Origin of the sequence: Providencia rettgeri (assembly GCF_001874625.1) — a bacterium.
GTDB lineage: Bacteria > Pseudomonadota > Gammaproteobacteria > Enterobacterales > Enterobacteriaceae > Providencia > Providencia huashanensis.
In genome coordinates, this window is the sequence record NZ_CP017671.1 from 3,941,278 (window position 1) to 3,965,679 (window position 24,402).

The 24,402-nt window shown below is 37.5% G+C and carries 16 protein-coding genes; 7 read left to right on the plus strand and 9 right to left on the minus strand.

The window, feature by feature from the left end; all coding sequences use genetic code 11:
* Positions 1 to 2: 2 nt before the first annotated feature.
* From hybO to RB151_RS18240, 3 genes are all read right to left on the minus strand, one after another.
* Complete coding sequence (hybO, locus tag RB151_RS18230; RefSeq protein ID WP_042846126.1) at positions 3 to 1,121, minus strand: hydrogenase 2 small subunit; 1,119 nt, start codon at positions 1,119 to 1,121, stop codon at positions 3 to 5.
* 605 nt (positions 1,122 to 1,726) lie between these two features.
* Positions 1,727 to 4,003: a carbamoyltransferase HypF gene (gene hypF / locus RB151_RS18235; RefSeq protein WP_071548598.1), complete on the minus strand. Its 2,277-nt coding sequence runs from the start codon at positions 4,001 to 4,003 to the stop codon at positions 1,727 to 1,729.
* A gap of 165 nt (positions 4,004 to 4,168) precedes the next feature.
* A complete protein-coding gene (locus tag RB151_RS18240) occupies positions 4,169 to 5,989 on the minus strand; it encodes a sulfatase-like hydrolase/transferase (protein WP_071548599.1) in 1,821 nt (606 codons plus the stop codon).
* Between the two features lie 612 nt (positions 5,990 to 6,601).
* On the opposite strand from RB151_RS18240, the gene RB151_RS18245 reads away from it, so the two are divergent.
* From RB151_RS18245 to RB151_RS18255, 3 genes are read left to right on the plus strand one after another with little or no spacing between them, the layout of a single operon-like run.
* A complete protein-coding gene (locus RB151_RS18245; RefSeq protein ID WP_042846131.1) occupies positions 6,602 to 7,942 on the plus strand; it encodes a hypothetical protein in 1,341 nt (446 codons plus the stop codon).
* Positions 7,943 to 7,970: 28 nt separating this feature from the next.
* Positions 7,971 to 8,852, plus strand: a complete 882-nt coding sequence (surE, locus tag RB151_RS18250; protein ID WP_042846133.1) for a 5'/3'-nucleotidase SurE — start codon at positions 7,971 to 7,973, stop codon at positions 8,850 to 8,852.
* A 32-nt stretch (positions 8,853 to 8,884) separates the two neighbouring features.
* Positions 8,885 to 10,063 (plus strand): anaerobic sulfatase maturase, encoded by a 1,179-nt coding sequence (locus tag RB151_RS18255; RefSeq protein ID WP_071548600.1) that lies wholly within the window; start codon positions 8,885 to 8,887, stop codon positions 10,061 to 10,063.
* Positions 10,064 to 10,135: 72 nt separating this feature from the next.
* Here RB151_RS18255 and yidA read toward each other — a convergent pair whose 3' ends face one another.
* Together yidA and RB151_RS18265 are read right to left on the minus strand one after the other, a co-directional pair.
* Positions 10,136 to 10,996 (minus strand): sugar-phosphatase, encoded by an 861-nt coding sequence (yidA, locus tag RB151_RS18260; RefSeq protein WP_225833052.1) that lies wholly within the window; start codon positions 10,994 to 10,996, stop codon positions 10,136 to 10,138.
* A gap of 75 nt (positions 10,997 to 11,071) precedes the next feature.
* Positions 11,072 to 11,914 (minus strand): PRD domain-containing protein, encoded by an 843-nt coding sequence (locus tag RB151_RS18265; RefSeq protein WP_080750893.1) that lies wholly within the window; start codon positions 11,912 to 11,914, stop codon positions 11,072 to 11,074.
* A 699-nt stretch (positions 11,915 to 12,613) separates the two neighbouring features.
* Between RB151_RS18265 and RB151_RS18270 the strand changes: the two genes are divergently transcribed.
* From RB151_RS18270 to RB151_RS18285, 4 genes are all read left to right on the plus strand, one after another.
* Positions 12,614 to 14,533 (plus strand): beta-glucoside-specific PTS transporter subunit IIABC, encoded by a 1,920-nt coding sequence (locus RB151_RS18270; protein WP_071548601.1) that lies wholly within the window; start codon positions 12,614 to 12,616, stop codon positions 14,531 to 14,533.
* Between the two features lie 17 nt (positions 14,534 to 14,550).
* Positions 14,551 to 16,032 (plus strand): glycoside hydrolase family 1 protein, encoded by a 1,482-nt coding sequence (locus tag RB151_RS18275; RefSeq protein ID WP_042846141.1) that lies wholly within the window; start codon positions 14,551 to 14,553, stop codon positions 16,030 to 16,032.
* A 254-nt stretch (positions 16,033 to 16,286) separates the two neighbouring features.
* Positions 16,287 to 17,834 (plus strand): sulfatase family protein, encoded by a 1,548-nt coding sequence (locus RB151_RS18280; protein WP_052219337.1) that lies wholly within the window; start codon positions 16,287 to 16,289, stop codon positions 17,832 to 17,834.
* A gap of 405 nt (positions 17,835 to 18,239) precedes the next feature.
* Positions 18,240 to 19,256: a linear amide C-N hydrolase gene (locus RB151_RS18285; RefSeq protein WP_042846142.1), complete on the plus strand. Its 1,017-nt coding sequence runs from the start codon at positions 18,240 to 18,242 to the stop codon at positions 19,254 to 19,256.
* Positions 19,257 to 19,311: 55 nt separating this feature from the next.
* Here the strand turns inward: RB151_RS18285 and RB151_RS18290 are convergent, their stop codons facing one another.
* The 4 genes from RB151_RS18290 to RB151_RS24460 are packed head-to-tail and all read right to left on the minus strand — an operon-like array spanning position 19,312 to position 23,994.
* Positions 19,312 to 20,793 (minus strand): TolC family protein, encoded by a 1,482-nt coding sequence (locus tag RB151_RS18290; RefSeq protein WP_071548602.1) that lies wholly within the window; start codon positions 20,791 to 20,793, stop codon positions 19,312 to 19,314.
* Positions 20,794 to 20,795: 2 nt separating this feature from the next.
* Positions 20,796 to 22,664, minus strand: coding sequence for an FUSC family protein (locus RB151_RS18295; protein WP_042846144.1), 1,869 nt, complete (start codon positions 22,662 to 22,664; stop codon positions 20,796 to 20,798).
* Positions 22,651 to 23,691 carry a multidrug transporter subunit MdtN gene (gene mdtN / locus RB151_RS18300; protein WP_042846146.1) on the minus strand — a complete coding sequence of 347 codons (1,041 nt, stop codon included), beginning with the start codon at positions 23,689 to 23,691 and terminating at the stop codon, positions 22,651 to 22,653. The genes RB151_RS18295 and mdtN overlap by 14 nt, the downstream gene beginning before the upstream one ends.
* 3 nt (positions 23,692 to 23,694) lie before the next feature.
* The gene (locus RB151_RS24460; protein WP_208291984.1) at positions 23,695 to 23,994 is read right to left on the minus strand and encodes a YtcA family lipoprotein; all 300 of its coding nucleotides are present in this window, start codon (positions 23,992 to 23,994) and stop codon (positions 23,695 to 23,697) included.
* Between the last annotated feature and the right edge of the window lie 408 nt (positions 23,995 to 24,402).

The window sequence follows — 24,402 nt, forward strand, 5'->3', positions numbered from 1 at the left end:
GGTTATTCTCCCCGTGAGTCAGTATCTTGTTGGCGTTTTTGACGACCTAATTCACGCACAGCCATCACACTCACACCAGCCACTAGCCCTACAACGCCACCAATTAACCCCACTGCGGTTGATGATATTTGCCCACCTTCACGGTTATTCACATCAGGCTTGTCCGCACGCGGTGTTGGGTTTTCAACACTCGCAAGTTGGTGGATAGCTTTATGAAAACCCACATTTTCCTCATTACAACCATAGCAAGGATGACCAATTGCCACTGGCCACACGCCACCGACATCACAAAATTGTAATGTGGAGCAATTACCGTAAGTTTCGGGCCCTTTACAACCTAAATGGTATAAACACCAACCTTCACGGTGACCATCATCCCCGAACTCTTTTGCGAAGCGTCCCGCATCAAAGTGAGGACGACGTTCACAGTGTTCATGAATTAATCGACCGTACGCGAACATTGGGCGATTTTTACTGTCTAGTTTTGGAGGTCTGTTAAAGGTAATTAAATGAGCAACTGTCGCAAGGAAGTTATGTGGGTTTGGTGGGCAACCAGGGATATTAATAACCGTTTTATCTTTAATTACTTGATTGAGGCCAACTGCACCTGTTGGGTTATCCCCAGCAGCCGCAACACCGCCCCATGATGCACAAGAACCAATAGCAATTACCGCCGCCGCATGTTCAGCCACTTCACGGATATGCTCAACAATCGGTTTTCCTGCAACCATGCAGTAAATACCACCATCTTTCAATGGGATAGAACCATCAACGACTAATACATACTTGCCTTTATACTTCTCTATCGCAGCATGCTTGTTCTGTTCGACCTGTTCTCCAAAAGCGGCGGACAATACCTCATGGTATTCCAGTGAAATCGTATCAAGAATTAAGTTTTCCAAGGTGGGGTGAGTAGAACACAGCAAAGACTCTGTGCAGCCCGTACACTCTTGAGCCCCAATCCAAATAACGGGGGGACGTGATGGGTCACTAATAGATTCAGCAATTTGAGCGGCCGCATTCGCGCTTAGCCCCATTGTTGCTGCCAATGCTGTACATAACTTCATAAAATCACGGCGGTTTATACCATGAGAAGAAATAATAGAGTTATCTCCTATCATTCTTTTTTCCTATTATTATGGGTGGCTTAGAACCTATTCATTAGGCAAATTTTGTTTATTATCTTGAGGTTATAAATACCACCACGCCTATGCCCTAATGTGCATACGCCTTTGGCTAGTATTGTTACCGTAAGATTGAAAATAAAACCATGCCTAATGAAATAAGTTCTTATTTAAGTAACCTGATGCATAAATATAAAACAAGATCCTATTCCTACTTGCTTTTTATCGCTTGATCTTTATCAATAGGTAATAAGAAAATTTATCTTTTTTATATATTTGTTAGAAAAATCGATTCAGTTCGTGAGGATTAAAAAATATAACCATAGAAACAAATAGTCTGTTTAATTCAATATTGCGCTACATATCACATTAATTTAAATATAAAATTTATTTATTTTCATAAGGATAATGAAAACCATTATTTTAAATTAAATTAATTAACCGAAATTTGCGTATTAATAAAAAGCCTATTTTTAATACAGAGAAATAAAGTAAATAAGAATCAATATCAAAAAATAATAAAGATAATAATAGAATATGGGTGTATAAGAAGATATTACCATCCACTTATATAATTTCATTATCATCGTATCTATATTCAATTAAACTTTTAATCTTGCTGCTGCAATAGCTACTTGCCCTAATGATAACCCCCCATCCCCCATGGGTAATTGTTTAGCATACAGTACATCAAATTCGTTCAAATTACTGACCAGCAACTGCCTTAATAACTGATTATGAATAACCCCTCCAGACAGCACTATCCGGTGAATACCATATTGGTGAGCTGACTTTCTAGCAAGTTCGGCAAAACCTTGTGCTAGAGCAACATGAAATGCATGGGCACGCTGCACTTTAGGGGCTTGATAAGCAACCCATTGTTGCCAAAACGTTTTTAAATCCAATTGCTGGCCAATTAAAGGCATACTGACTGGGTGCGTCATAACATCACATTGCGAAGCTAATGCTTCGAGCTGACATGCAGCTTCCCCTTCCCAACTGGTCGCCGCCGTACAAATCCCTAACGCAGCGGCAACTGCATCAAACAACCGACCTACCGATGAAGCTACGGGGCTGTTAACTCCTCGTTGAATCGCTTTTTGCAAACCCTGCCAAGGAAATTCCTTTAACTGCAATGCCATTTCCTGTTGCTGCCACTGTGGAACAAACTGTAACCAATGGGCCAATAAATTGCGCCAAGGCTGCCGCGATGCTAATTCACCTCCGGGTAGCGCTACTGGCGGTAGCCCCCCTAAATGCTGGCTAGTGTTGTAATCGACTAATAAACATTCCCCTCCCCATAGTCGATTATCATCGCCATAACCTAAGCCATCTAGGGCTAAGCCAATCACTTTACTACCATCTAACGGCAAGCCATGTTCTACCATTACAGCAGCGATATGAGCATGGTGATGCTGTACCTTAATGAAGGGAATTTGTCGTTGTTGCGCCAATGTTTCTCCGTAACGGTAACTCACATAGTTTGGGTGCATATCCCCCACAATGACACTCGGTATAAAGCGATAAATTGACTCAAATAAAGTAATCGTATCTTGATATTGTTGGCAAATATCCATGTCATCAAGATCGCCAAAATGCTGGCTCATCACTGCACTATTGCCCCGCAACAAGCAAAAAGTATTTTTTAGATCCGCACCTAAACCGAGTATTGAGGGCGCATTTTCAAACCCTTTAGGTAAGGCCAATGCATCAGGGACATAACCCCTTGCACGCCTTAACATTTCAGCCTGCCCATCGTGGTAACGGACTAAGGAGTCATCAGCTCGCTGCACAATGTCTCGGTTATGTGTCAACCAAAAGTCAGCGACATTCGCTAAATCAGTAAATGCGTCAGCCTCAGTTAATACGGGGGGTTTTCCAGAGGCATTACCAGAAGTCATAATTAATGGCCGTTTCACTTTTGCCATCAATAGGTGCTGTAAAGGGTTGGAAGGTAACATCACACCTAACTCTGTCAGTTTAGGAGCAACCGCTGCACTCAGTGAGTTATTCGCCCATTTATGAATTAAGACAATAGGTGCCGCAGGACTTTTTAATAATGCCTTTAACCCATTGTTAACCTTTATATTTTTATCCTCTAGCCAACCTATGGACGGGACCATCACTGCAAACGGTTTTGTAGGCCGCCGTTTACGTCGGCGTAATTGTTTCACCGCGTCATCGTTCGTCGCATCACAAGCTAGATGAAAACCGCCTAACCCCTTTATTGCAATAATTTTGCCAAGCAATATTTGCTCCGTTGCCAATAACAGAGCATCCTCTTTTTGCGCTAAAGTTTGCCCTAAACCATCGCAAAGCTTAATTTCTGGACCACACTGCGCACAAGCATTGGGTTGAGCATGAAAGCGCCTATCGGCTGGTGATTGATATTCAGATAAACAATGTGCGCATAATGGGAAGTTAGCCATTGCCGTGTTTGGTCGGTCGTACGGCATATGGCGGATAATGGTAAACCTTGGACCACAATGGGTGCAGTTAGTAAATGGGTAATGAAAACGCCTATTTGAGGGAGTAAAAAGTTCTTGCAAGCACGCATCACAAGTTGCCGCATCGGGGATCACTTGTGTATCCATTCGGCCTTCGCCACTACGGCGAATAGTAAAGCTCTCAGGTAATATCTGCCATTGAAATGAACTTGATTGTACGCTTTCAATGTGTGCTAAAGGCGGGCAGTGTTGATGTAGTAATTGTATGAACTCGCTTAAATTAGTGCCTGCACATAAACGAACTAGCACCCCTTCACCATCATTACAAACGTCACCATAAAGATGGCATTGATGAGCAAGTTGCCAAATATATGGCCGAAACCCTACCCCCTGAACCTTACCTTTTATACGAAGCTGTATTCCGTTTTCCACTTACACACCCTCTTTATTACTAAGGGTATATTTTCACGCTAATAGTTAAAGAAAACTTCACTTAAGATCAAAAAAGTATAGAAAAATATTAACAATACACGCTCAATAGAAATAGCCACAAAACAACTTTTGTGGCTATTTTAGCTAAAAAATGAGTTTACTTATTTAATCGCTGATAAAACCATCTTCCATACGGTTGAAGTTATAGAAAAACTCGGATGGGTCGACAACAGCAGGATCACTGTATTTTCTCGCTTCATCCCACCATAATTGCTGTAACTCTTTCAATTTTTCTGGGTACTTTTTCGCTAAGTCGGTTGATTCAGAAAAATCTTCAGCTGTATTGAACAACTGCCATTGGTCATCATCGTAGCTAGTGTTATAGCGGTGTAATGCAACTGCACGCCAGTCACCTTGGGTGATCGCTCTTTGACTACGTAATTGGAAATACTGAACATCACGTGTTTTTGCATCAGCAGAATTCAATGTAGCTAAGAATGATTTTCCAGCAACAGGAACTTGTTTAACGCCATCAATTTCAGTGGCAAACGAGGTTCCAGCAGCGTCTAAAATAGTAGGCGCAATGTCAATCACACTGACATATTGGGAACGAATACTATTTGGTTCTTGGATCTGACTTGGCCATGAAACAATCAGAGGTGTGCGAATCCCTCCTAAATAAGGCCACAATTTATAACGCTTAAATGGCGTGGCACCCGCATATGCCCATGGGCGTTGATACAACATATCCGTTTTTGGTCCACCCGCATCGTTAAGGTTATCATACATTTCCTTAACCGTGGTTTTATCCATATATGCTGTTCTAAAACCGCCATTAACTCCGCCTTCTGGTGCGGCTCCATTGTCAGATAATAGAATAATTAGCGTATCATCGTATTGACCTGTTTCTTTTAAGTGATCCACTAAACGGCCAATTTGTTCATCCGTATGCGTCATGAAACCTGCATAGGTTTCCATAAACCTCGCATAGACTTTTTTCTGCTCAGCATTTAATGAATCCCATGCGGCATCCCCTTTTTCCCTTGACGGCAAAATTGTATTTGCCGGGATAACACCGAGTTTTTTCTGTTTCTCAAAACGGTCTAAACGTAGCTTATCCCACCCTTGATCATACTTGCCATTGTAGTCTTGGATATATGATTTTGGTACATGATAAGGTGAGTGAGCGGCTCCTAAAGCCAAATAAATAAACTTCGGCTGCTCTGATTTTTGGTCAATACGTTGAATCGCATGATCAACTAAATCAACCGACAAATGATATTCAGGGTTATTAGGTGGTGTAATCTTTTGATTATTTTCAACTAGTGCTGGTTTATACTGATTTGTATGGCCACTTAAAAAACCATAAAAATAATCAAATCCCCGCTGCCTTGGCCAAAAACTTTGACTACGCGCTAAATCATCTTTATAGTTTGGTGCTAAATGCCACTTGCCTAGCGCATAGGTATCGTAACCCGCAGACTTCAGCGCTTGTGCAATGTTTTGTGCATTTTCAGGAATTTCCCCACTGGTGGCAGGTCCTGAACCTTTAGGTGTTTCTTTCGATGGTGCATTGACGTTATCAGGCGGTAAATCTTCCATATTAACGGTTTGGTTATTACGCCCAGTCACAATAGCTGCTCGTGTTGGAGCACTGATAGCACTGGTATCAAAACGGTTGTAACGAACCCCAGATTCAGCTAATGCATCAATATTTGGCGTTTTAATCTCTGAACCAAATGCCCCAAAATCAGCAAACCCAACATCATCAAGCACAATTAGAATCACGTTCGGCTGCTTTTTAGCCGCCACAACGTTATCCGTAGCAGCGCTGGCAGTAACTGATGTTGACAGTAGCAATGCACCACCAAATGCAGCACTCACACACTGACTAAGTATTTTGTGCTTATGTGGTAGCCGCGAAAGAAACTGTTTCTTAATTTTTCTTTTTTCTTTGTTAAACATAAAGCCTCGCTTATAAGACATTCGCTAACGAAAAGTGCTAACTTATATTTTTAATGAAAGGTATAAAAACAAAAAAACCTGAGACCTATAACTGCAACGCTATAAGTCTCAGGTTTTTGCCTAGTCAAGCTAGTAACACACCCAAAGTATATCTATCTAATCAAAATAAATTAAATTCACAATCTATAATTTAGGTTTTTGTGAACAACATCAAGGTCTCATATAACCAAATTATTTAAATAAGAATAGTTGTGATTAGTGTCAAATAAAACCTACTATTTACCTAGAAACGAATATAAAAAAATGAAAATAATTAAATATAAAAAATAAATTCATGTAGTTACAATTAAATTACTGCAGATTTAACATAGCAGATATATTTATAAAAACAGGTATCAGATCACAGTTCTCATAAATTAATATTGTAAAAAAAATCAACCCGTTTTAAATATATAGCGAATGGTGTGTTACTAGCTTGACTAGGCAAGAACCTGAATTTTTATGCGTCTTTAAAACGTATAAAAATTCAGGTTTTTTTTTACCTAAAATTTCTGCTCAGTAACTCAATGTCAATTAATCTATAAAAATAAAATTAACAATAAAAATTAAATACTAATAAATAAAGGTTGGTATATGAAAATAAGTCGACTACTAAAAGGCTCACTACTCATCCCTATATTATTTTCCTCAGTATTAAAAGCCCAGGAATATAAGCTGGCTGATACCCTAAATGAACCATTAATAAAAGATAGCAAACTAGAGTTATTCCTTCGGAATAGACTAAAATATCTGAATGAAAACGAAGTTGGTCCAACGTATATTCATACAGCTTGGGCTCAAACCATCGGGCTAAATTATGAATCAGGCTTATGGAAGGAAACTCTGGGTTTCGATATTTCTTACACTACTGTGACTAAATTAGGAGCCAGTGATTATTTTGCTAGCCGCGACCTATTATGGAATGATGGCCCTGGATTTAAATCATCAAATGCCAAAGGTTTCACAAAATTTAATAAGCGCAATATCAAGTTGCATTTAGGTGATGAACAAGGGATAAATTATAAAGCAAGATATGGCTGGCAACCCGCACATATGTATACGGTATTAAAAAGCCCTTATGAATCGGCACAAAATAGCTATTTAGGTTATACGGGCACGCTTACTTACCATGATTTCTCAATCGATACATTGTACGTTGATAGTGTTATGGAACGTTTTTCTCCTAACAAAGAAAATCTTCGTAGCAGAAATAATGAATCTGTTGAGTATATTGCAGCAGGTGGCCTCAACTATAAAACTAAAGCACTGAAAGCGACCTATAATTACGGATATGCTAAAGACTATATCGATCGCCATTTTATTGATTTTAACTATATGCCATATTCCGACATTACTCTTGGTTTTCGAGCCGTTGGTAATGTCCCTCAGGAAATGTATAAAAATATGCCGGCATCACGACAAGCTGCAAATGGCAGCTCGTGGGTATATGAAGGAACCGTCAAATGGCAATATGACAGCCTAGGCATGAAAGTTGGTGTTGGATACACCGATGCGGCTAAAAATAATGGTTCGCTTGGTTATTTTGACAGGCATCCAGTTAAAAACGCTCGTTGGCGTTTAGACCCTATGTCTTCAGCCGCTTATCATTACCAGCGAGATGGTGAACTCGCCCTCACTGGCCTCATTGACTATAAATATGCTGAAGATTTTTATTCTGCAATACAATTAAATTACGGCCAGTTTGATTTTAAAAATAACAAAATTAAAACTGGTGAGCTTAATCTTATTAATGCATGGCAACCGAATGATCCGAGTTTAAAAAACTTTACGGTATTTACTAAATTAACTAAAGCTTGGCTATACCAAGCTGAAGGAAATAGAGTTCAACCTGTTTTTGATGATAACGGGCACTATATTCGTAGAAATGCTATCGCCGTAGATATTATTTTTGACTATAAATTTAATATATTTTAGTACTGCTGAACACACATAGAGGTAAAAAATGAAAAAAACAATTTTAGCTATTAGCCTATTATCTTTATTTGGACTTCAAGCCCAAGCTAGTAACGATAAAATGCGTATTCTATTAGTTAATGACGACGGATGTGAAGCATTTGGTCTCACTGAATTAAAATCGCAATTAGATGCAAAAGGTTATGATGTTTGGCTAGTTGGCCCTTCGACCAACCAAAGCGGAATTGGTACTGCAATTACATTTAAAGCAGGCAAAGAGTTCGATATAAAAAAAATAAATGAGCGCACTTATTGTTTCCCTGGTACACCTGCTGATTCACTGGATTTTGGTTTACAGGCGTTATTACGAGAAACACCGCCTGACTTAGTTATTTCAGGGGTTAATGATGGGCCAAACACGGGAACATCACAATTAAATTCAGGAACGGTATCAGCTGCATCGCGTGCCGTACGCTTAGGCTACCCAGCCATTGCGGCTAGTATTGGCTACATCATGACTGAAGAAGAAATGAAATCAGGTTGGCCTAGCACTCAGAAGTATTGGCCTGATTCAGTCACTTATGTTGTTGAGCTAGTTGATGATTTAAATAAAAAATGGATACCTGGTGAGACAGTGCTACCCATTAGATCTGGGTTGAGTATTAATTACCCCGCATTACCTAAAGATAAAATTAAAGGCGTAAAATTTGTTGAAAACGAGTATGCGGTTTCACCACAAATTTTATATGAAATAACTGCTGAAGGAAAAGCTAAACAAGTTATTAACCCTGAAGCATTAAAAATGAGAAATGATAATTCTGATACTGGATACCTTGATAAAGGCTATATTACCTATACTGTATTCGATGGTGATTGGAATGCACCTGAAGAAAAAGTGAAAGAATATAAAAATATTCTCAACAAAAAATAATCTTATCATTTTAATAAGTAGAGGCGTAAGGCATGAGTAATGCAAACCCAAATTTCCAATTAATGGCTAAACCTTCTGGTTCAGTGTGCAATATTGATTGTACTTATTGCTTCTATTTAGAAAAATCAAAACTTTATCCTAATAGAAAAAACCAATGGCGAATGAATGATGAGGTTCTAGATCAATACATTCGCACTAATATTGAGCAGCAACCTACTGATGTAATTGATTTTATTTGGCAAGGTGGCGAGCCGACTTTACTTGGACTAGGGTTCTACAAAAAAGCTGTTGCACTTCAGCAAAAATATGCAGGTAAGAAAAGGATCAATAATTCATTTCAAACAAATGCTTTAAACCTTGATGATGACTGGTGCCAATTCTTTAAACAGCATAATTTCTTATTAGGGGTTTCCATCGATGGCGATCAATCTTGTAACGATCAATACCGACTAACACGATCAGCAAAAAGCACGTTTGATCGCTTAATTGCCAGTATCGAGAGACTCAATAAATACCGGGTGGACTTTAATACGCTAACCGTTGTAAATAACTATAACGTAAAAAAGCCGATTGAAATTTATGAGTTTTTAAAGAGTATTGGCAGCTATTACATGCAGTTTATCCCAGTAGTTGAACGGCAGGCACAACAAACAACGACGGAAGGGCTATCACTCATTTCCCCTGAATTTACAGGAAATGCGGAAGTGACAGACTGGTCAGTCAACGCCGCAGAATATGGCCATTTTTTAAATACCCTGTTTGACCACTGGCAAAAAAATGACATTGGTAAAGTCTTTGTCATGAATTTTGAACAGACTATGAGCCAAAGCCTTGGATTCCCAAGCAGCTGTGTCACGAGTGAAACTTGCGGAGCAAATTTAATTGTCGAGGCCAATGGCGATATTTATTCTTGTGATCACTTTGTTTATCCTGAAAATAAAATTGGCAACTTGATGGTCGATAGCATTTCTCATATGTTGGGATCAGAAAATCATCAACGTTTTTCATCGCTAAAAAAAGAGAAGATCAGCCAAGACTGTTTAACCTGTAAGTTTAAGCCACTATGCCATGGCGGTTGCCCAAAGCATCGTTTTTTAATTGACTCGAAAGGGCTTCCTCGAAAAAACTATTTTTGTGATGCCTATAAAATTCACCTATCGCATTCGTTAGGGAAAATGAAAGGGATACTAAAAGAAATTCATGGAAATTAAGAAATAATAAATTAGAGTAAAATTAAAAACCGAGTGGCAACGCTAAACTCGGTTTTTAATGAAAAAGAAACCTTATAGGGCATATTTTTCTATCGCCCTTGCAACCCCATCAGTATCATTACAGCTTGTCACACCAGTAGCCCGTGACTTTAATTCATCGGTTGCATTTTCCATCGCAATACAAGTTCCAGCCACATCAAACATAGGCAGATCATTATTTTGATCACCAATGCACATAATTTCATACTTATGTAAATCCAATTGTTGTGCCAGTGCTTGTATTGCCAAGCCCTTATTCGCATTTTTATTTAACACTTCTAAAAAATACGGGGTACTTCTGACTAAAGTGTACTGTTGAAAATAAGAAGATGGTATTTTTTTGATAATACTCGATAAATAGTTCTCTTCAGAAGAAATCATCAATTTAGTAAATAAGATATTAGTAGGCATTTCATTCATTGGGACATAATGGATTAACGTATTCGAAAGATAAGCTTCATGTGTCGTATAAAAACCAATAATCTTATTTGCAGTGAAGATTTTATTATCTCCAAGAGCATGTAATGAAAGATCTAACTCTTCAGTTTGAGCATAAATTTTTTTATAATCATCAATATCTAATAAAAAATCGATAAGGTGGTTACCGTTAGAAGCATCGTGAATAACACTACCATTGTTACTAATACAGTAGTTACCAGGCTTATCTAAAGCTAACTGTTGTAAATAAGGTTGTATTCCTGAGTAAGGCCTGCCTGATGCAAGGATAATATGTATATTATTTCTTTGAGCTTGTTGAAGAACATTTTGAACATTATCACTAATTTGATGATGAGTATTTAATAACGTGCCATCAAGATCGATAGCAATGAGCTTTATCGCCATACAATTTTCCTTTTTTATTCCCATTTTTAATGGCAATAAAAGTTTTGCCAAGGGATAATTCCAATTAGGTTAATGCCTAGTTTTGCTAGTGACACACCCATGCTAAATAATAGTTAAAATTCAGCCCTAAACTGCATTTAAAAGTCTTTCTATATGTAATGCTAAATAAATAATTTCCTCACGAGAAACTGGAAGGTTATATTCAGATTGTATCAATTCCGCTATTTTTTTTGCACATACAAAATTTTTCATTAATTCTTTCTCTACCAACTCTTCAAGAATAGAATTAAATTGACTACTTTTGTCATGATTTGCCTGACAGCGGATCAATAAATATTTTAAATGATTAATAAATCTAGAGAAAATATCCGACTCAGTATTGACTTGGATATGAAATGAGTAATTTACAATATTAACAATTTTATAAACTATCTGTGTAAACCTGAGTGTATCTCCAACACTTTTGTTATTTAATTTTGCATTAACAAAATGAAGTGCAATAAGAGATGCTTCACTTGCTGGTAAACTTACATCAAATTTTTCATTAATATAATCAACTGCAACCTTTCCTGCAATAAATTCAAGATGATATAAATAAGGCACTTCATACAGAGAAACATTCATTTCCCGACTTTTGCTTCTCTCAATGGCAAAAGTTATATGTTCAGAGAGTGTAATAACTAAGCTATCACTTAAATCCGCATTTAAAATGGGCTTACATTTATTGATAACTTCAATAGTCAATTTGATAATATCAATAGGAATATTATCAAGAAAATTATGGATATCATGGTCTTGAGGCTTGATAAAAAGCTCATCGCTTTCATTACAATGGTAGTTTTGACCTGCTTTAGAGTTAAAGCCTATGCCTTTACCAATAATAACAACCTCTTGTTGGGCTTCGTTGTCTACAAGTATCACATTATTATTTATAACTTTTTTTATTAGGTACATATAGGCGACTTCCATTATTATACGTTATAAACGAAAAAAAACCTGAAATGACATGAAGTAATACTTCAGCATTTTCAGGTTTTTGCCTAGTCTAGCTAGTAACACACCAATTGATATAGATATATCTTTTCTACAAAAAAGGCAAGATTTATGCCTATATTTTGTGATCAATACCGAAGTAAGCAATCGGTTCTTCTTGCTCTCAAGAACGGCGATTATTTTAATAGCACTTCATTTTTGAATAAAATAAAAACTAAATAATTTTTTATTTCTTGAATCAAAATGATAACACAAACTTAAGGCAAATGTATATCTCTGTCGTACAGATCACAAATCCATTATTCTCACATTGTCTTTCAGGTATAAAAATTCTATAAAGTAATGGTAGGTCTGTAACTAGTTCGACTAGGCAATAACCTGAAATGTATTGAATTTTATTATTCAATAGTTTCAGGTTTTTTTATGTCTACATTTTGAGTTACAGACTCTGGAATCGTGAATAATAATGCTTTTATATGTAAAAACGTATTATTATTCATCAATGATTTTAGCATTACTCATTGGATTATTTATAAAATAAAACAAAATAAGTCAGGCATAAACTTCGGCTTGAAATATAACAGGTGTGTAACTGGCAAGACTAGGCATTAACCTGAACAACACTTCCAAAATTAAATTGGAGGCCGTTGTTCAGGTTTTTTTATAGGTATACTTATGGAAAGTAGACAAGTCGCAGAACAAATTATCACTCTTATCGGTGGGAAAAATAATATCAGTCAACATTGGCATTGTATTACACGCTTGCGTTTCAATCTTCATAACAATGAATTAGTTAATGTAGATAAACTCCGTGACATCCCATGGGTACTAGGTGTTAATTTCCTAGGTAATCAGTTACAAGTTATCTTAGGCAGCCACGTTACACATGTTTTCACTGAGCTACATAAAATAGTTGAACCTCATGGCTCAGCAATAACCAATGAGGCGTCACCACCAGAAATATCAGAGACTAAACAAAATATTGTTAATACATTTTTTGATTTTCTGTCGGGTATTTTTACCCCAATATTACCGGCTATCATTGGAACGGGGTTACTCAAAGGGTTGCTAGCTCTATTTGATATGTCCGGCCTTATTCCAAATGGGAGCTCAGAGTACCGAATCCTTTACACCATTTCAGACTCGGCCTTCTATTTTTTACCTATTTTGCTGGCTTTTTCCGTTGCTCGGAAATTTAAAACCAATGAATATATTGCCGTAACCCTAGCCTTCATTCTGGTTTACCCTATATTCCAAGGTGAACCTACGCTGTCTTTCTTTGGTATTACTATTCCTAACATTACTTATAACTTTACTGTTATTCCAATTATTCTTGGGGTTTGGTTATTAAGCTATATCAATCGATGGGTTGAAAAAATCATCCCCGCGAGTATTAAAATTATTTTTGTGCCGCTATTGGTGCTGATAATCTCTTCAATTATCACCCTTTCACTACTCGCACCGTTAGGCTATTACGTTGGTGAATATTTACAGCAAACATTCTCAGCTTTATTTAATATCGCAGGCCCTGTCGCAGGCTTTATTATGGGGGGCTGTTTATCATTATTAGTGATAACTGGTATGCACTATGCCTTTTTCCCGGCCACATTTTCCAATTTTAAAACATTAGGTTACGACTTTGTTTTATTACCTATTAGCCTATCCAGTAACCTAGCCCAAGCAGGGGCAACACTGGCTGTCGCTATCAAAAGTAAAAACACAAAATTGAAATCTATTGCGTATTCCTCTTCCCTTTCAGCCATTTTTGGTATCACTGAACCTGCAATTTATGGTGTCACCATGTGCTTGAAGAAACCTTTTTACGCGGCATTAATTGGTGGCGCAGTAGGGGGCGGAATCATAGGCTCATTCGCCGTAAAAGCCTTTGCGTTTAGTATTCCGGGGATCACTGCCTTGCCAACCTATGTTGAAGCAGGCACGAATAACTTCATGTTTATCTGCCTTGCGGTGATATCTAGCTTTACTTTGGCCTTTATTATCACCCTATTTCTAAAACTAGATGAGTCAGGACTTGAGCCGAGTAAAGATAGTTTGCCAACTTGCCGCGACAACACGCCACCTCATCAAGAAATACCAGAAAAAACACAATCAAAAGAAACAAACCATAATAAACAACCACCACATTTATGTTTATTCGCGCCAATTTCCGGGGAAACTTTACCGCTTGAACAAGTTCCCGATACCGTTTTTGCCAATAAAATCATTGGTGATGGCGTTGCCATCATCCCTTCAGATAACAAAGTTTATGCACCTATCGATGGCACCATTTCAATGGTCACGCCAAGTAAACACGCCATCGGAATTACAACCCCAGATGGGTTAGACATCCTTATTCATGTAGGCATTGATACTGTTTCATTAAATGGTGAAGGATTCACCCTCCATGTTAATGAAAAGGATAGCGTTAAATCCGGTGACCTACTCATCGAGTTCGATATTGAAAATATAACTAAACATTCATTATCAACAATCACCCCGGTTTTGATAACCAACTTTGACGAATTCAGTGAATTACAAGTGATAAATCAACCATATGTCACGAGTAATAAAACCACACTGCTCACCGTTAATTGATTTAGAAAGAGGAAATTATGAAATTAAATACTAAAAACACAAGTACAATTGGCTTTCCTGAAGGATTTTTATGGGGCGGTGCTACTGCTGCAAACCAAATTGAAGGGGCTTTTGACCTTGGTGGAAAAGGGCTTTCTACTTCAGATGTTGCCGCTTATAAAGACCCTTATGCAGATGGCGGAGTCAATAACTTTACTTTTAACGTCACATCAAAAGAACTTGAAGAGTATTTAAAACCTGAATGTAAAGCGTTATTCCCTAAACGTTGGGGTATCGATTTTTATCATCGTTATGAAGAAGATATCGCATTATTTGCTGAAATGGGCTTTAAAGTATTTCGCTTATCTATCTCTTGGGCGCGTATATTTCCAAATGGTATTGATGAGCAAGCCAATGAAGAAGGCTTAGCATTTTATGATCGCGTTTTTGATGAGTTAGCAAAATATGGTATCGAACCACTTGTTACGCTATCTCACTATGAAATGCCATTAACGCTAACGCAAAAATTCAACGGTTGGCAAGATCGCAGATTAATCGACTTATTCGTTAAATTTGCCACAACTTGCTATAAACGCTACAAATCGAAGGTTAAATATTGGATCACGTTCAACGAAATGAACATGAACCTCAATAGTTTATATACCGGTGCAGGTACGCTACCAGACACAGTCAAAAATGTCGAACAAGCGGCATACCAAGCCTCTCATAACCAGTTCGTCGCCAGTGCAATTTCTATTAAGCTAGGCAAACAAATGATGCCTAACGCAAAAATTGGTTGCATGATTTGCCGACTAGAAACTTATGCAGAAAGTTGTAATCCAGAAGACCAATTACAAGCATTGAAAGAAGACCAAATCAATCTGTTCTATCCAGATGTCAGCGTCCGAGGTGTATATCCGACTTATATGCTGCGTTATTTTGAAGAAAATAATATTCATATTCAGGTAGAACCGGAAGATTTCAAAGTGCTTAAAGAAGGTGTAGCAGATTTTATCTCGCTAAGCTATTACATGACTTATGTCACCAAAGGCGGACCTGATGCAAAAGAATTATCAGGTCACTTAGTGAGTAAAATCAAAAACCCATACTTAAAACAATCTGAGTGGGGCTGGCCAATTGACCCAACGGGATTACGCATCACACTGAATAAGCTGTGGGATCGCTATGGTATCCCCCTGTTTGTTGTAGAAAATGGTTTAGGAGCTCGTGATACGCTCAATCCAGACGGTACGATTTCTGACCCATACCGTATTGACTATATTAAAGAGCACGTTATAGCGATGAAAGAAGCAATTCGTGATGGCGTTGATTTAATCGGATACACCACATGGGGCTGTATTGACCTGATTAGTTGTGGAACATCACAAATGACCAAGCGTTACGGTTTCATCTATGTAGAACAAGACGATGAAGGTCATGGTTCGCTAAAACGTATTCCGAAAGAATCATTCTATTGGTATCAACGCGTGATCGCTTCAAATGGAGAAAATCTTGATTAATCAATAAATTGAAATATAAATGCACCTTAAATCATTAGTGATAACAATTAAGGTGCACTCTTACTTTTATAAGCCATGAGTTTTAAAAATCATAAGAATTCAAGTTATACGCATTTATTTTTCAGGTAGTTGCCTATTAAGAAAGCGAATCAAGAATGTTGCCAATTGATCAGTTTCTCTGTCTCCACAAGGTGAGATCGATTTTACATTCTTATTATAAGTGAACTATTTTCGATCAATGAGGAAGCATGTCTATGAGTAAAATTAATGAATTGACACGCCGAGATTTCCTATTAGCGACTGTCTTAACGCCCATGATAGCTCCTGCAGTAATGGGGTCAATTACTTCAGCTCAAGCGCAAGGGACCACGTCGAACAATAAACGTCCTAATTTTTTATTTATTCTACCAGACCAACACCGCTTTGACTGGATAGGCGCAAACCCTAACCTCGAAGTTAAAACCCCCAATTTAGATTCATTAATTGCTCGGGGAACACGCTTTCAGCAAGCGTTTGTTCCTTCCCCTGTGTGTGGCCCTTCTCGTGCTTGCCTTGCCTCTGGTCGTGAGTACGACCGGTGTGGCGTAGGTGATAACTTTACTGTTTATCCAACAACACAAGCGACCTATTATGAAAAACTACGCGATGCCGGCTATTACGTAGGGGCTTGTGGGAAATTAGATCTCGCGAAACCGACATTTGATAACGGTATTGATGGCCGCAACCATATGTCCGAGTGGGGCTTTTCAGACATGGTGAACTGTGCAGGTAAAGGTGATGCCGTATTAGAATGGGATAAATTTAAAACACCATTTGAACCTTACATGGCTTACATGCTTAAGCGTGGTGTTGCAGATATTCATGCTGCAGATATCACCTCTCGAGGAGGTGGACGAGCAAAAGGTCCAGAAGCGTACGCAAAAACTTACCCGACACCTATTGACGATGAAGACTATGCTGATAACTGGATTGGACGTACTGGAATTGAAATGATACGCCGTTTTCCTAAAGATCGGCCATGGCATATGGTAGTAAATTTTGCAGGCCCTCATGACCCTGAGGATATCACTCAAAGAATGGAAAAAACTGTTCGCGGACGTAAATTTCCTCAACCCTTTAATTCAACCCAACTCGATCCAGAACAACATGAAGCTATTCGACAAAATTACACTGCAATGGTAGAAAATATTGATCGCTGGTTAGGGATCTACCTTGATGAGTTAAAACAAAGGGGGGAACTTGAAAATACAATCATTGTATTTTCAAGTGATCATGGAGAAATGCTCGGTGATCATAACCGATGGGGTAAAAACGTCCCTTATGATGCATCTGTTGGTGTTCCATTAGTCGTTGCAGGGCCTAATATTCAACACCGCACTAGTGATGCATTAGTTAGCCTTATTGATATTGCCGCAACATTTTTAGATTATGCTAAGGCAGAGATCCCTGACGGCATGACAGCCCTCTCTTTTAGGCCTTTATTGGAAGGCAGAACCAATGATCACCGAGAATATGTAACTTCTGGCCTACTTAATTGGCGTATGGTACGAGATAAACGTTATAAACTCATTGAGGGCTTTGACCCATCCTTAATGAAAAGCTATGGTAGCGTGCCTAAAGGTACCAAGCGCCCCATTGTCCTATTTGATCTTCAAGAAGATCCGAATGAAAGTAATAATATAGCAAGCCAGCAACCAGAAATAGTAGCGAGTATGAAAAAGCGCCTTCCGACTCGTAATAGTGACCCTAGTTATGGATTTCCTAAGCCTGAAGACTTCGCTAATTATGGTAAACGAAGCTAATAACACTAACGCTTTAATATATTATTAATTAGTCAAAATAGACAATTTAGCCAAAACCATCCCCCTTCATAGTAATATAAGTTATTGAAAAGTATGTAGGGGGTTACAAAAATACTGACATTCTCCCCTATTCTCTGTACTAGATCTTCATGCCATACAATGACTTTATTATTTAATATTCTGAGTGTTCTCAATCATTTTTTACTGACATTAATCTAGAAATAAGTCCAGTTCAATTATTTAATAATTCCCCTACCTATAAACTCACCTATTTTATTAGATTAAGCCTAAGTCAGATATTTTAATGATTATTATTGTTTATTCAGTGAAGCTAATATAAGTTTATAGTATACGTCATTATTATTTACTAATTTACTGACATGTTATCAATAAGAGACTAATAAAATGTGCACAAGCTTATCAATAGTAGATAGTCAAAATCATATTTACCAAGGACGAACACTAGAATTAACTGAAAACTTACCTTCTTGGATAACATATTACCCAGTAAATACCTTCTTTCAGAAAAAATCACCTGATGGTCAAAATGGTATTAGTTATACATCTAAATTCGACATTCTTGCTATAACAACTGAAATTTATTTTGATGGTGATAACCATAATATGTTTCAAGGTTTAAATAGTGAGGGGTTAACTTTTAGTGCCAATATGATCACAGAAGCAGAACTCTCACCGATTGAACCTGAAAATTATTCCAAGTCATTACCTGTCACCTCGATAGGTGAATGGGCTTTATCTAGTTTTAGCAATGTTAACGAAGTGAAAAAAGCTATTGAAAGTGGCTTCTTTTGGTCCCCAATCCTCGTCAACTTTAGGAATTTAAAATCACCATTCCATTATGCTTTTTATGATAAACAAGGTGGCAGTATCGTCGTTGAAGCTGTTAACGGCAAATTACAAGTCTTTGATAACCCAACTCGTGTAATGACTAATGGGCCTGATTTTCAATGGCATTTAAAAAACCTCAATAATTATAGCCAATTATCTAACCTTGATAAGTCAACCAATCTATTAGGTAATATCCGAGTGACTCAGCCAGATAGCGGAATTGCAACTGCAAACCTCCCTTCTTCAGATACCTCGGTTGGGCGTTTTGTTCGTGCCGTTTTTTATAGTACTTACGCACCGCAAGCTGATAATGCAAAAGAGGCAATAAATACCCTTGCCCATATAATGAATAACTTTGATCGCACTAAAAATATCACTGTTGATAATATCGGAGAAGGTGAAGGGAAAGGTGATATTTTACTGTCTGAATATACTGTCTGGACTTGCTTATCTGATTTATCTAATGGAACTATCTATATTAGAGGGTATGGTGAAATGAATTATACTCAATATTCGATTGACCAATTTAGCCATGAAGGTAAAGCTATTTTTAAACAACTCGATATTTATTAATTTAATCACCAATTGTAGAAGATAGTAATCCCTATCTTCTACAGTTTAAAACTATTTATTTAGCTTTAGCCTGTTCATAACGAGGTAATGCTTTTTCTATTTCCCCTAATGAAAAAGCTAAATCAACAGCAGCAATAACTGAGCCAGTATAAGCATCAATACGGGCAAGTTCTGCTGTAAATAATGCTATTTCTGCCGCATTAATTTCAGTCACCGTGCCTAGCCCATTATGATAAAAATCAACGCTTGCGGTATAACTTAACTGAGTTGTTTCAACTAAATTTTTTGCCGCTTTATGCGCTTCCAATGCTGATTTTAACGCGTTCTCAGTTAAGCTCATTTCTCGGATCGCTAACTCTTGGCTTTTTCGTAAATTTTCTTGAGCAATCAGAATATCTGATTGTGCATTCTTCATACGGGCTTGCCTGATCCCCCCTTCATAAAGCGGAATACTCACCCCAAGTAAAATATTTGAAGAGGAAGTACTTTGATTGATACCGGGTAACCCCTGTACATCTAAGCTACTATTTCCCCCAGCAACAGCACCGGCCAAATAGACTTTAGGAAAATAATCAGACTCAACGGATTGAGTCGTTTTCATCGCTGCTTGCATAAGCTCATAATTAGAAAGTACATCAGGGCGTTGAGCTAATGCATTCCTGATCCTTTCATGGGTCAATGGCGCGATATCATCAGGGAGAACATCTTTGTCGCTATATTGGATGTTGATAGACTGAAGTGGAGACATACCAATGGATGATAGCAATAATTGGTACTGGTCTTTTTCTTTCCCTGCGGCTAATACGCTTTGGAATTCTAATTGAGCAACCTGTTGCTTAGCTAATGCAACATCAAGCACGGTCGCAAGACCTCGCGCCTTTTTCTGTTCCACCGCATAAAGGGCATTTTTACTGCGTGCTAAGGATTCAGCAGTAATTTTGTTTTTTTTCTGTGCGGCTCCGTAAGTATAGTAAGCCGTAGTAACATCATGAATGACCTTTTGATGAAGTAAATTAAAGTTCAAATCGGAAGCTAGAGCCGCATGTTTTGCTGCATTCGCGAGAGATTCACGCTTACCGAAATCAAACAACAACCACTGAAACGTCACCGCTGGGATAAAAACATGGTTAGAAACATCGATTTTATCAACAAGATCATTATGCGGAAGCTTTACAGTCCCTCGTTGATAACCACTTAATGCTGTTGCTGTAATAACAGGCAAATAGGTGCTTTCAACCATTCCAACATCAACCGCCGCCTTTTTGGCTAATTCCCAAGCAATACGTGTTTCAGGGTTATTTTTTTGCGCAACATCGATAAGATCAGCCAAGTCATACTGCTCTTTAAGTGTTTCATTATGTTCGGCATACAAATTCTCTTCAGGAGAAGAAAGGTATTTTTCGGATTCATATCGTAGCGGCTGCTGGGCTTTTTCCATAAATGAGCGGCTGGTATCGACACATCCGACAAGAAATACGCTCAGAAAAGTAGTGAGCAAATACTGTTTGTTTTTACTTTTTGTTAATTGTGCCGTCATTATTACTTCTCACTAATGAGTTCTTGCATGACTTGCTCTTTTTCTTGAGCTGATAATATTATCGGTAGCGAATTTAATACATCACGTTTAAAGTCACTAATTGATTTAGCGCATGCATGGGGAGCTAAATTATCTTTATGATTAAAATAGATAAATTTAGAAGCATAATTTTGATAACTGTCCACTGAGGCTTCAGCTAACAGCTGTTTAAAGAAGCGAGTTAAAGCATCACCTTTATCTTTAGAGTGAGTTTCAAAGATTAACAAGTCTATATCATCTTTTGCTTTTATTACGCCTTCATTAATTGTTGAGACTAAACTGAGCGCTTGCACATTATTCTCATAATTGCCTAATTTAAGTGCCGCATAACTATCTAAGATATTCTTAATTTGCTTATTAATCGTGGTCATGATGGATACGGGCCACACTTTAGTGAACATAATATACATCACTATATTGCCTAATAAGATGCCTAAAATCCTATCGGAAGCGACATCCATATCAAAACTAGGTTTAAACCCATGTAATACCGTTAGCAAAAATGCAAGTCCAACTTGGACTCCTGCATAGGAAATACGCTCATTACCGGCAGCCACCCATGCTGCGGGTAAAATACAGAAGAAAATCAATACCATTAAGCTAAAAATATCGGATAAATGAGGAATAATATAAAGTAACGAAATAATCCCAATCAGTGCACCAATTAAACACCCCGTGATACGCAGTGTCAGTTTATGCACAGTTTCACCAACTGATGTTAATGCGACAACATAGCAAGTGATCATCGCCGTATGGATGCCTTGCCATTCAAAAAAGTCATAAAGAACGTAACATATCAGTGCTGCGCAAGTGGTTTTTATTGCAAAATATTTATGATTAGGATTAGTAAAAGCATCCTCAACAAAAAACGGCATTTTCGTTTTTGGGTCACTGAATGTTTTATTCTTAAATAAAATATTTAGGAAATCATCCAATAACTGTTGATTGCTCTTATTAGTTGGTTTGCTATCTTTAAGGTTTTCTAACTGTTCAAGTTGATTTGTAGATAAACACTGTGCAATAAATTGGCATTTTTCTGATAGCTCAATACGCACTGCTGATGATGTATCATCCGGTAAATTCAAAGACATGATCAGTATTTCATAGGAATTATCAATCATGCTATCTAGCCATTGTATTTCTTTTTTCCCTTTTAGGAAAAAAAGCTTAATAAACATTAAATAACGTTTGCATTCAGACTGAGTAGCTAAAGCTTCGGTTATTTTAATTGGCTGGAGCTTATCCCCTAAAAAAAATTGATGCGCACTTAAAAAGCGCTCTGACAATTTATTGAGTAATAATTTTCTTGGGCTAATACCAAAAAAATAATTAAAGATAATAACCAGTAACATAGGTGATACTGCCATTAAGAGAGCATACAGCAGCCCCCTAGTTGCAGCATCGCCAAAAGGAATATCATCAATTAATGTCATTAAAAATGCGATCACAAGCGCGATTAAATTACCAATATCGCCCAAACTACTGGCAGAAGATAAATACATAAATAAGCCAGAAAATAACGCCATAAAGAAAAAGCGTAACATCACATTTTGAATGGTTAAGTTAAATAATATAAAAATCACACAAACAGCAATACTGCATAAGACTATGACACCGATACACAATAGTATGTTTTCAACTGCGTCAGACTTAACAAGGTAAATGATCAGGTAACAACTGATCGCCGACTCTGGTATTTCGTATAACATGGCAATACCTGCCATTAATGCGCAGAGTAGAGAAATACGCCACGCCGTCGAAAACCGAAACTCGAATGGCAACAAATCCTGCTTTATTTGTTGAAAAACTAGTGAAGTTTTAGCAGTCATCATCTTTAGATACTATATTAACAGTAGCTGTGGCACCTATTCGCATTAATTCCTTAGGTGGATTATTTAAAATCACCCTGACAGGAAAACGTTGTTCGACTCGTACCCAATTTAGTGATTTAGGCACATAAGGCAAATCCCTAGGAATATTGAGTAAATCAGTAGACATAACCCCCCAACCTGTACCTTGCACTTTACCTTTAATTGGCTGCTTATTATTGATCATAGAGTAAACTACTGCACAGCTCCCCATCTGAATATTGCCTAACTCCGTTTCTTTAAAGTAAGCAGATGCAAACCATGTATCAGTATCTATTAATGTAAATATAGACTGGCCTGATAACACAAACTCACCAGCAGACATGGTTAACCCGACGATATAACCATTACTCGGTGCTTTGATTTCCGTATTACTTAATTCCCACTCCGCCATAGCCAATGACATTTTTAATGACTGAACGAGAGCCTCTTCGGATTTGGTATTATTAATTAATGCTTCAGAAGCTACATTTTGTTTTTGGGCTTGTTTTAAGCTGACTTCTGCATCACGTTTTAAAGTACGTGCATCATCAACCTGTTGAGCAGTCACGAAACCTTTAGCTAATAAAGGCTCTAAACGTTTTAATGACTGTGTGGCAAGAGCAAGATTAACTTGTGCACGTTTGATTTGTTCTTCTGCTACTTCAGAATTTGAAGTTTCAGCAACGATGATCCTCTTTTTATTACTGAGGGCTGCTTCTGCAACAAGTAATTCAGCTCGAGCTTGATCCACTCGCAACTGGTACATGGTAGGGTCGATCGTAAATAATAGGTCACCTTCCTTGACCTCCATGTTTTCTTTAACATGAAATTGGCTGATCCGCCCAGGTACCACAGAAGATATATTGATTTTATTTGCCTCAATCACCGCATCTTCACTTAATGGGTTCAAAACTGATGATTGCAGGCTTTTCCATAGCAAAAGCAATAGAGCCACAAACACACCGATTGTGATAATGATTGCGAGCTTTTTTTTATTTTCTGTATTCATAATTTAATGAGAGAAATAAAGTAAAGATATTGTAATGGCAATCGATAGCAAGACACCAAAGTAAAACAGCAAGGGCAACGGTAACTTATCATCGATTTCTAAGCGGACCAGAAGAACACGTAATAACACTGCGCCTATTAGTCCAATTAAGACACACAACATCCAATAAGGAAAATAAGCACCTAGCATGGGAAATAGTGGAGAGTTTCCCTGTGTACAGCCTACTAATAAAAAAGCTAGCAAGCTAATGCTAAAATGATGACAATATTTTTTAAGCAAGTTCACATCAATATTACCTATCATTATATGATTATTAATTGATTACTTATTACTATAGCGTTTTTTTTATGATTATAAAATAAATAAATTTCAACTAGATAAACATTGGTTTTATTTTTTATTAACTGAGTTTCACCGACTCCCCACCCGTCAAAAAAAAGCTCAATAACAACCCAATACATTGATTAATAAGCATATACATTAATCAAATCAGTATAAGACCATACTGGTTATAATGTTGAACAAGTACAATATTATGCAAAGTTCAATATCAAATTAACCGCTTAAACTGATTAACTAAGCCTATTAAACGGAAATATGAACTAATTTAACTATCTCGATATGATTTAACACTAGAAATTTAAAACAATTTTACTCTTGGCCTATTTCAGGTAACAATTAGACTGTCTTATTATGACAATCAAAAATAAC

What these genes read in the sequence shown, in the direction of transcription:
- RB151_RS18245 (WP_042846131.1), top strand. Translation starts at nt 6,602, where the DNA reads ATGAAAATAAGTCGACTACTAAAAGGCTCACTACTCATCCCTATATTA.
- RB151_RS18240 (WP_071548599.1), bottom strand. Translation starts at nt 5,989, where the DNA reads ATGTCTTATAAGCGAGGCTTTATGTTTAACAAAGAAAAAAGAAAAATT.
- RB151_RS18265 (WP_080750893.1), bottom strand. Translation starts at nt 11,914, where the DNA reads ATGGAAGTCGCCTATATGTACCTAATAAAAAAAGTTATAAATAATAAT.
- RB151_RS18255 (WP_071548600.1), top strand. Translation starts at nt 8,885, where the DNA reads ATGAGTAATGCAAACCCAAATTTCCAATTAATGGCTAAACCTTCTGGT.
- RB151_RS18285 (WP_042846142.1), top strand. Translation starts at nt 18,240, where the DNA reads ATGTGCACAAGCTTATCAATAGTAGATAGTCAAAATCATATTTACCAA.
- RB151_RS24460 (WP_208291984.1), bottom strand. Translation starts at nt 23,994, where the DNA reads ATGATAGGTAATATTGATGTGAACTTGCTTAAAAAATATTGTCATCAT.
- RB151_RS18280 (WP_052219337.1), top strand. Translation starts at nt 16,287, where the DNA reads ATGAGTAAAATTAATGAATTGACACGCCGAGATTTCCTATTAGCGACT.
- RB151_RS18275 (WP_042846141.1), top strand. Translation starts at nt 14,551, where the DNA reads ATGAAATTAAATACTAAAAACACAAGTACAATTGGCTTTCCTGAAGGA.
- hybO (WP_042846126.1), bottom strand. Translation starts at nt 1,121, where the DNA reads ATGATAGGAGATAACTCTATTATTTCTTCTCATGGTATAAACCGCCGT.
- RB151_RS18270 (WP_071548601.1), top strand. Translation starts at nt 12,614, where the DNA reads ATGGAAAGTAGACAAGTCGCAGAACAAATTATCACTCTTATCGGTGGG.
- RB151_RS18290 (WP_071548602.1), bottom strand. Translation starts at nt 20,793, where the DNA reads ATGACGGCACAATTAACAAAAAGTAAAAACAAACAGTATTTGCTCACT.
- surE (WP_042846133.1), top strand. Translation starts at nt 7,971, where the DNA reads ATGAAAAAAACAATTTTAGCTATTAGCCTATTATCTTTATTTGGACTT.
- RB151_RS18295 (WP_042846144.1), bottom strand. Translation starts at nt 22,664, where the DNA reads ATGATGACTGCTAAAACTTCACTAGTTTTTCAACAAATAAAGCAGGAT.
- mdtN (WP_042846146.1), bottom strand. Translation starts at nt 23,691, where the DNA reads ATGAATACAGAAAATAAAAAAAAGCTCGCAATCATTATCACAATCGGT.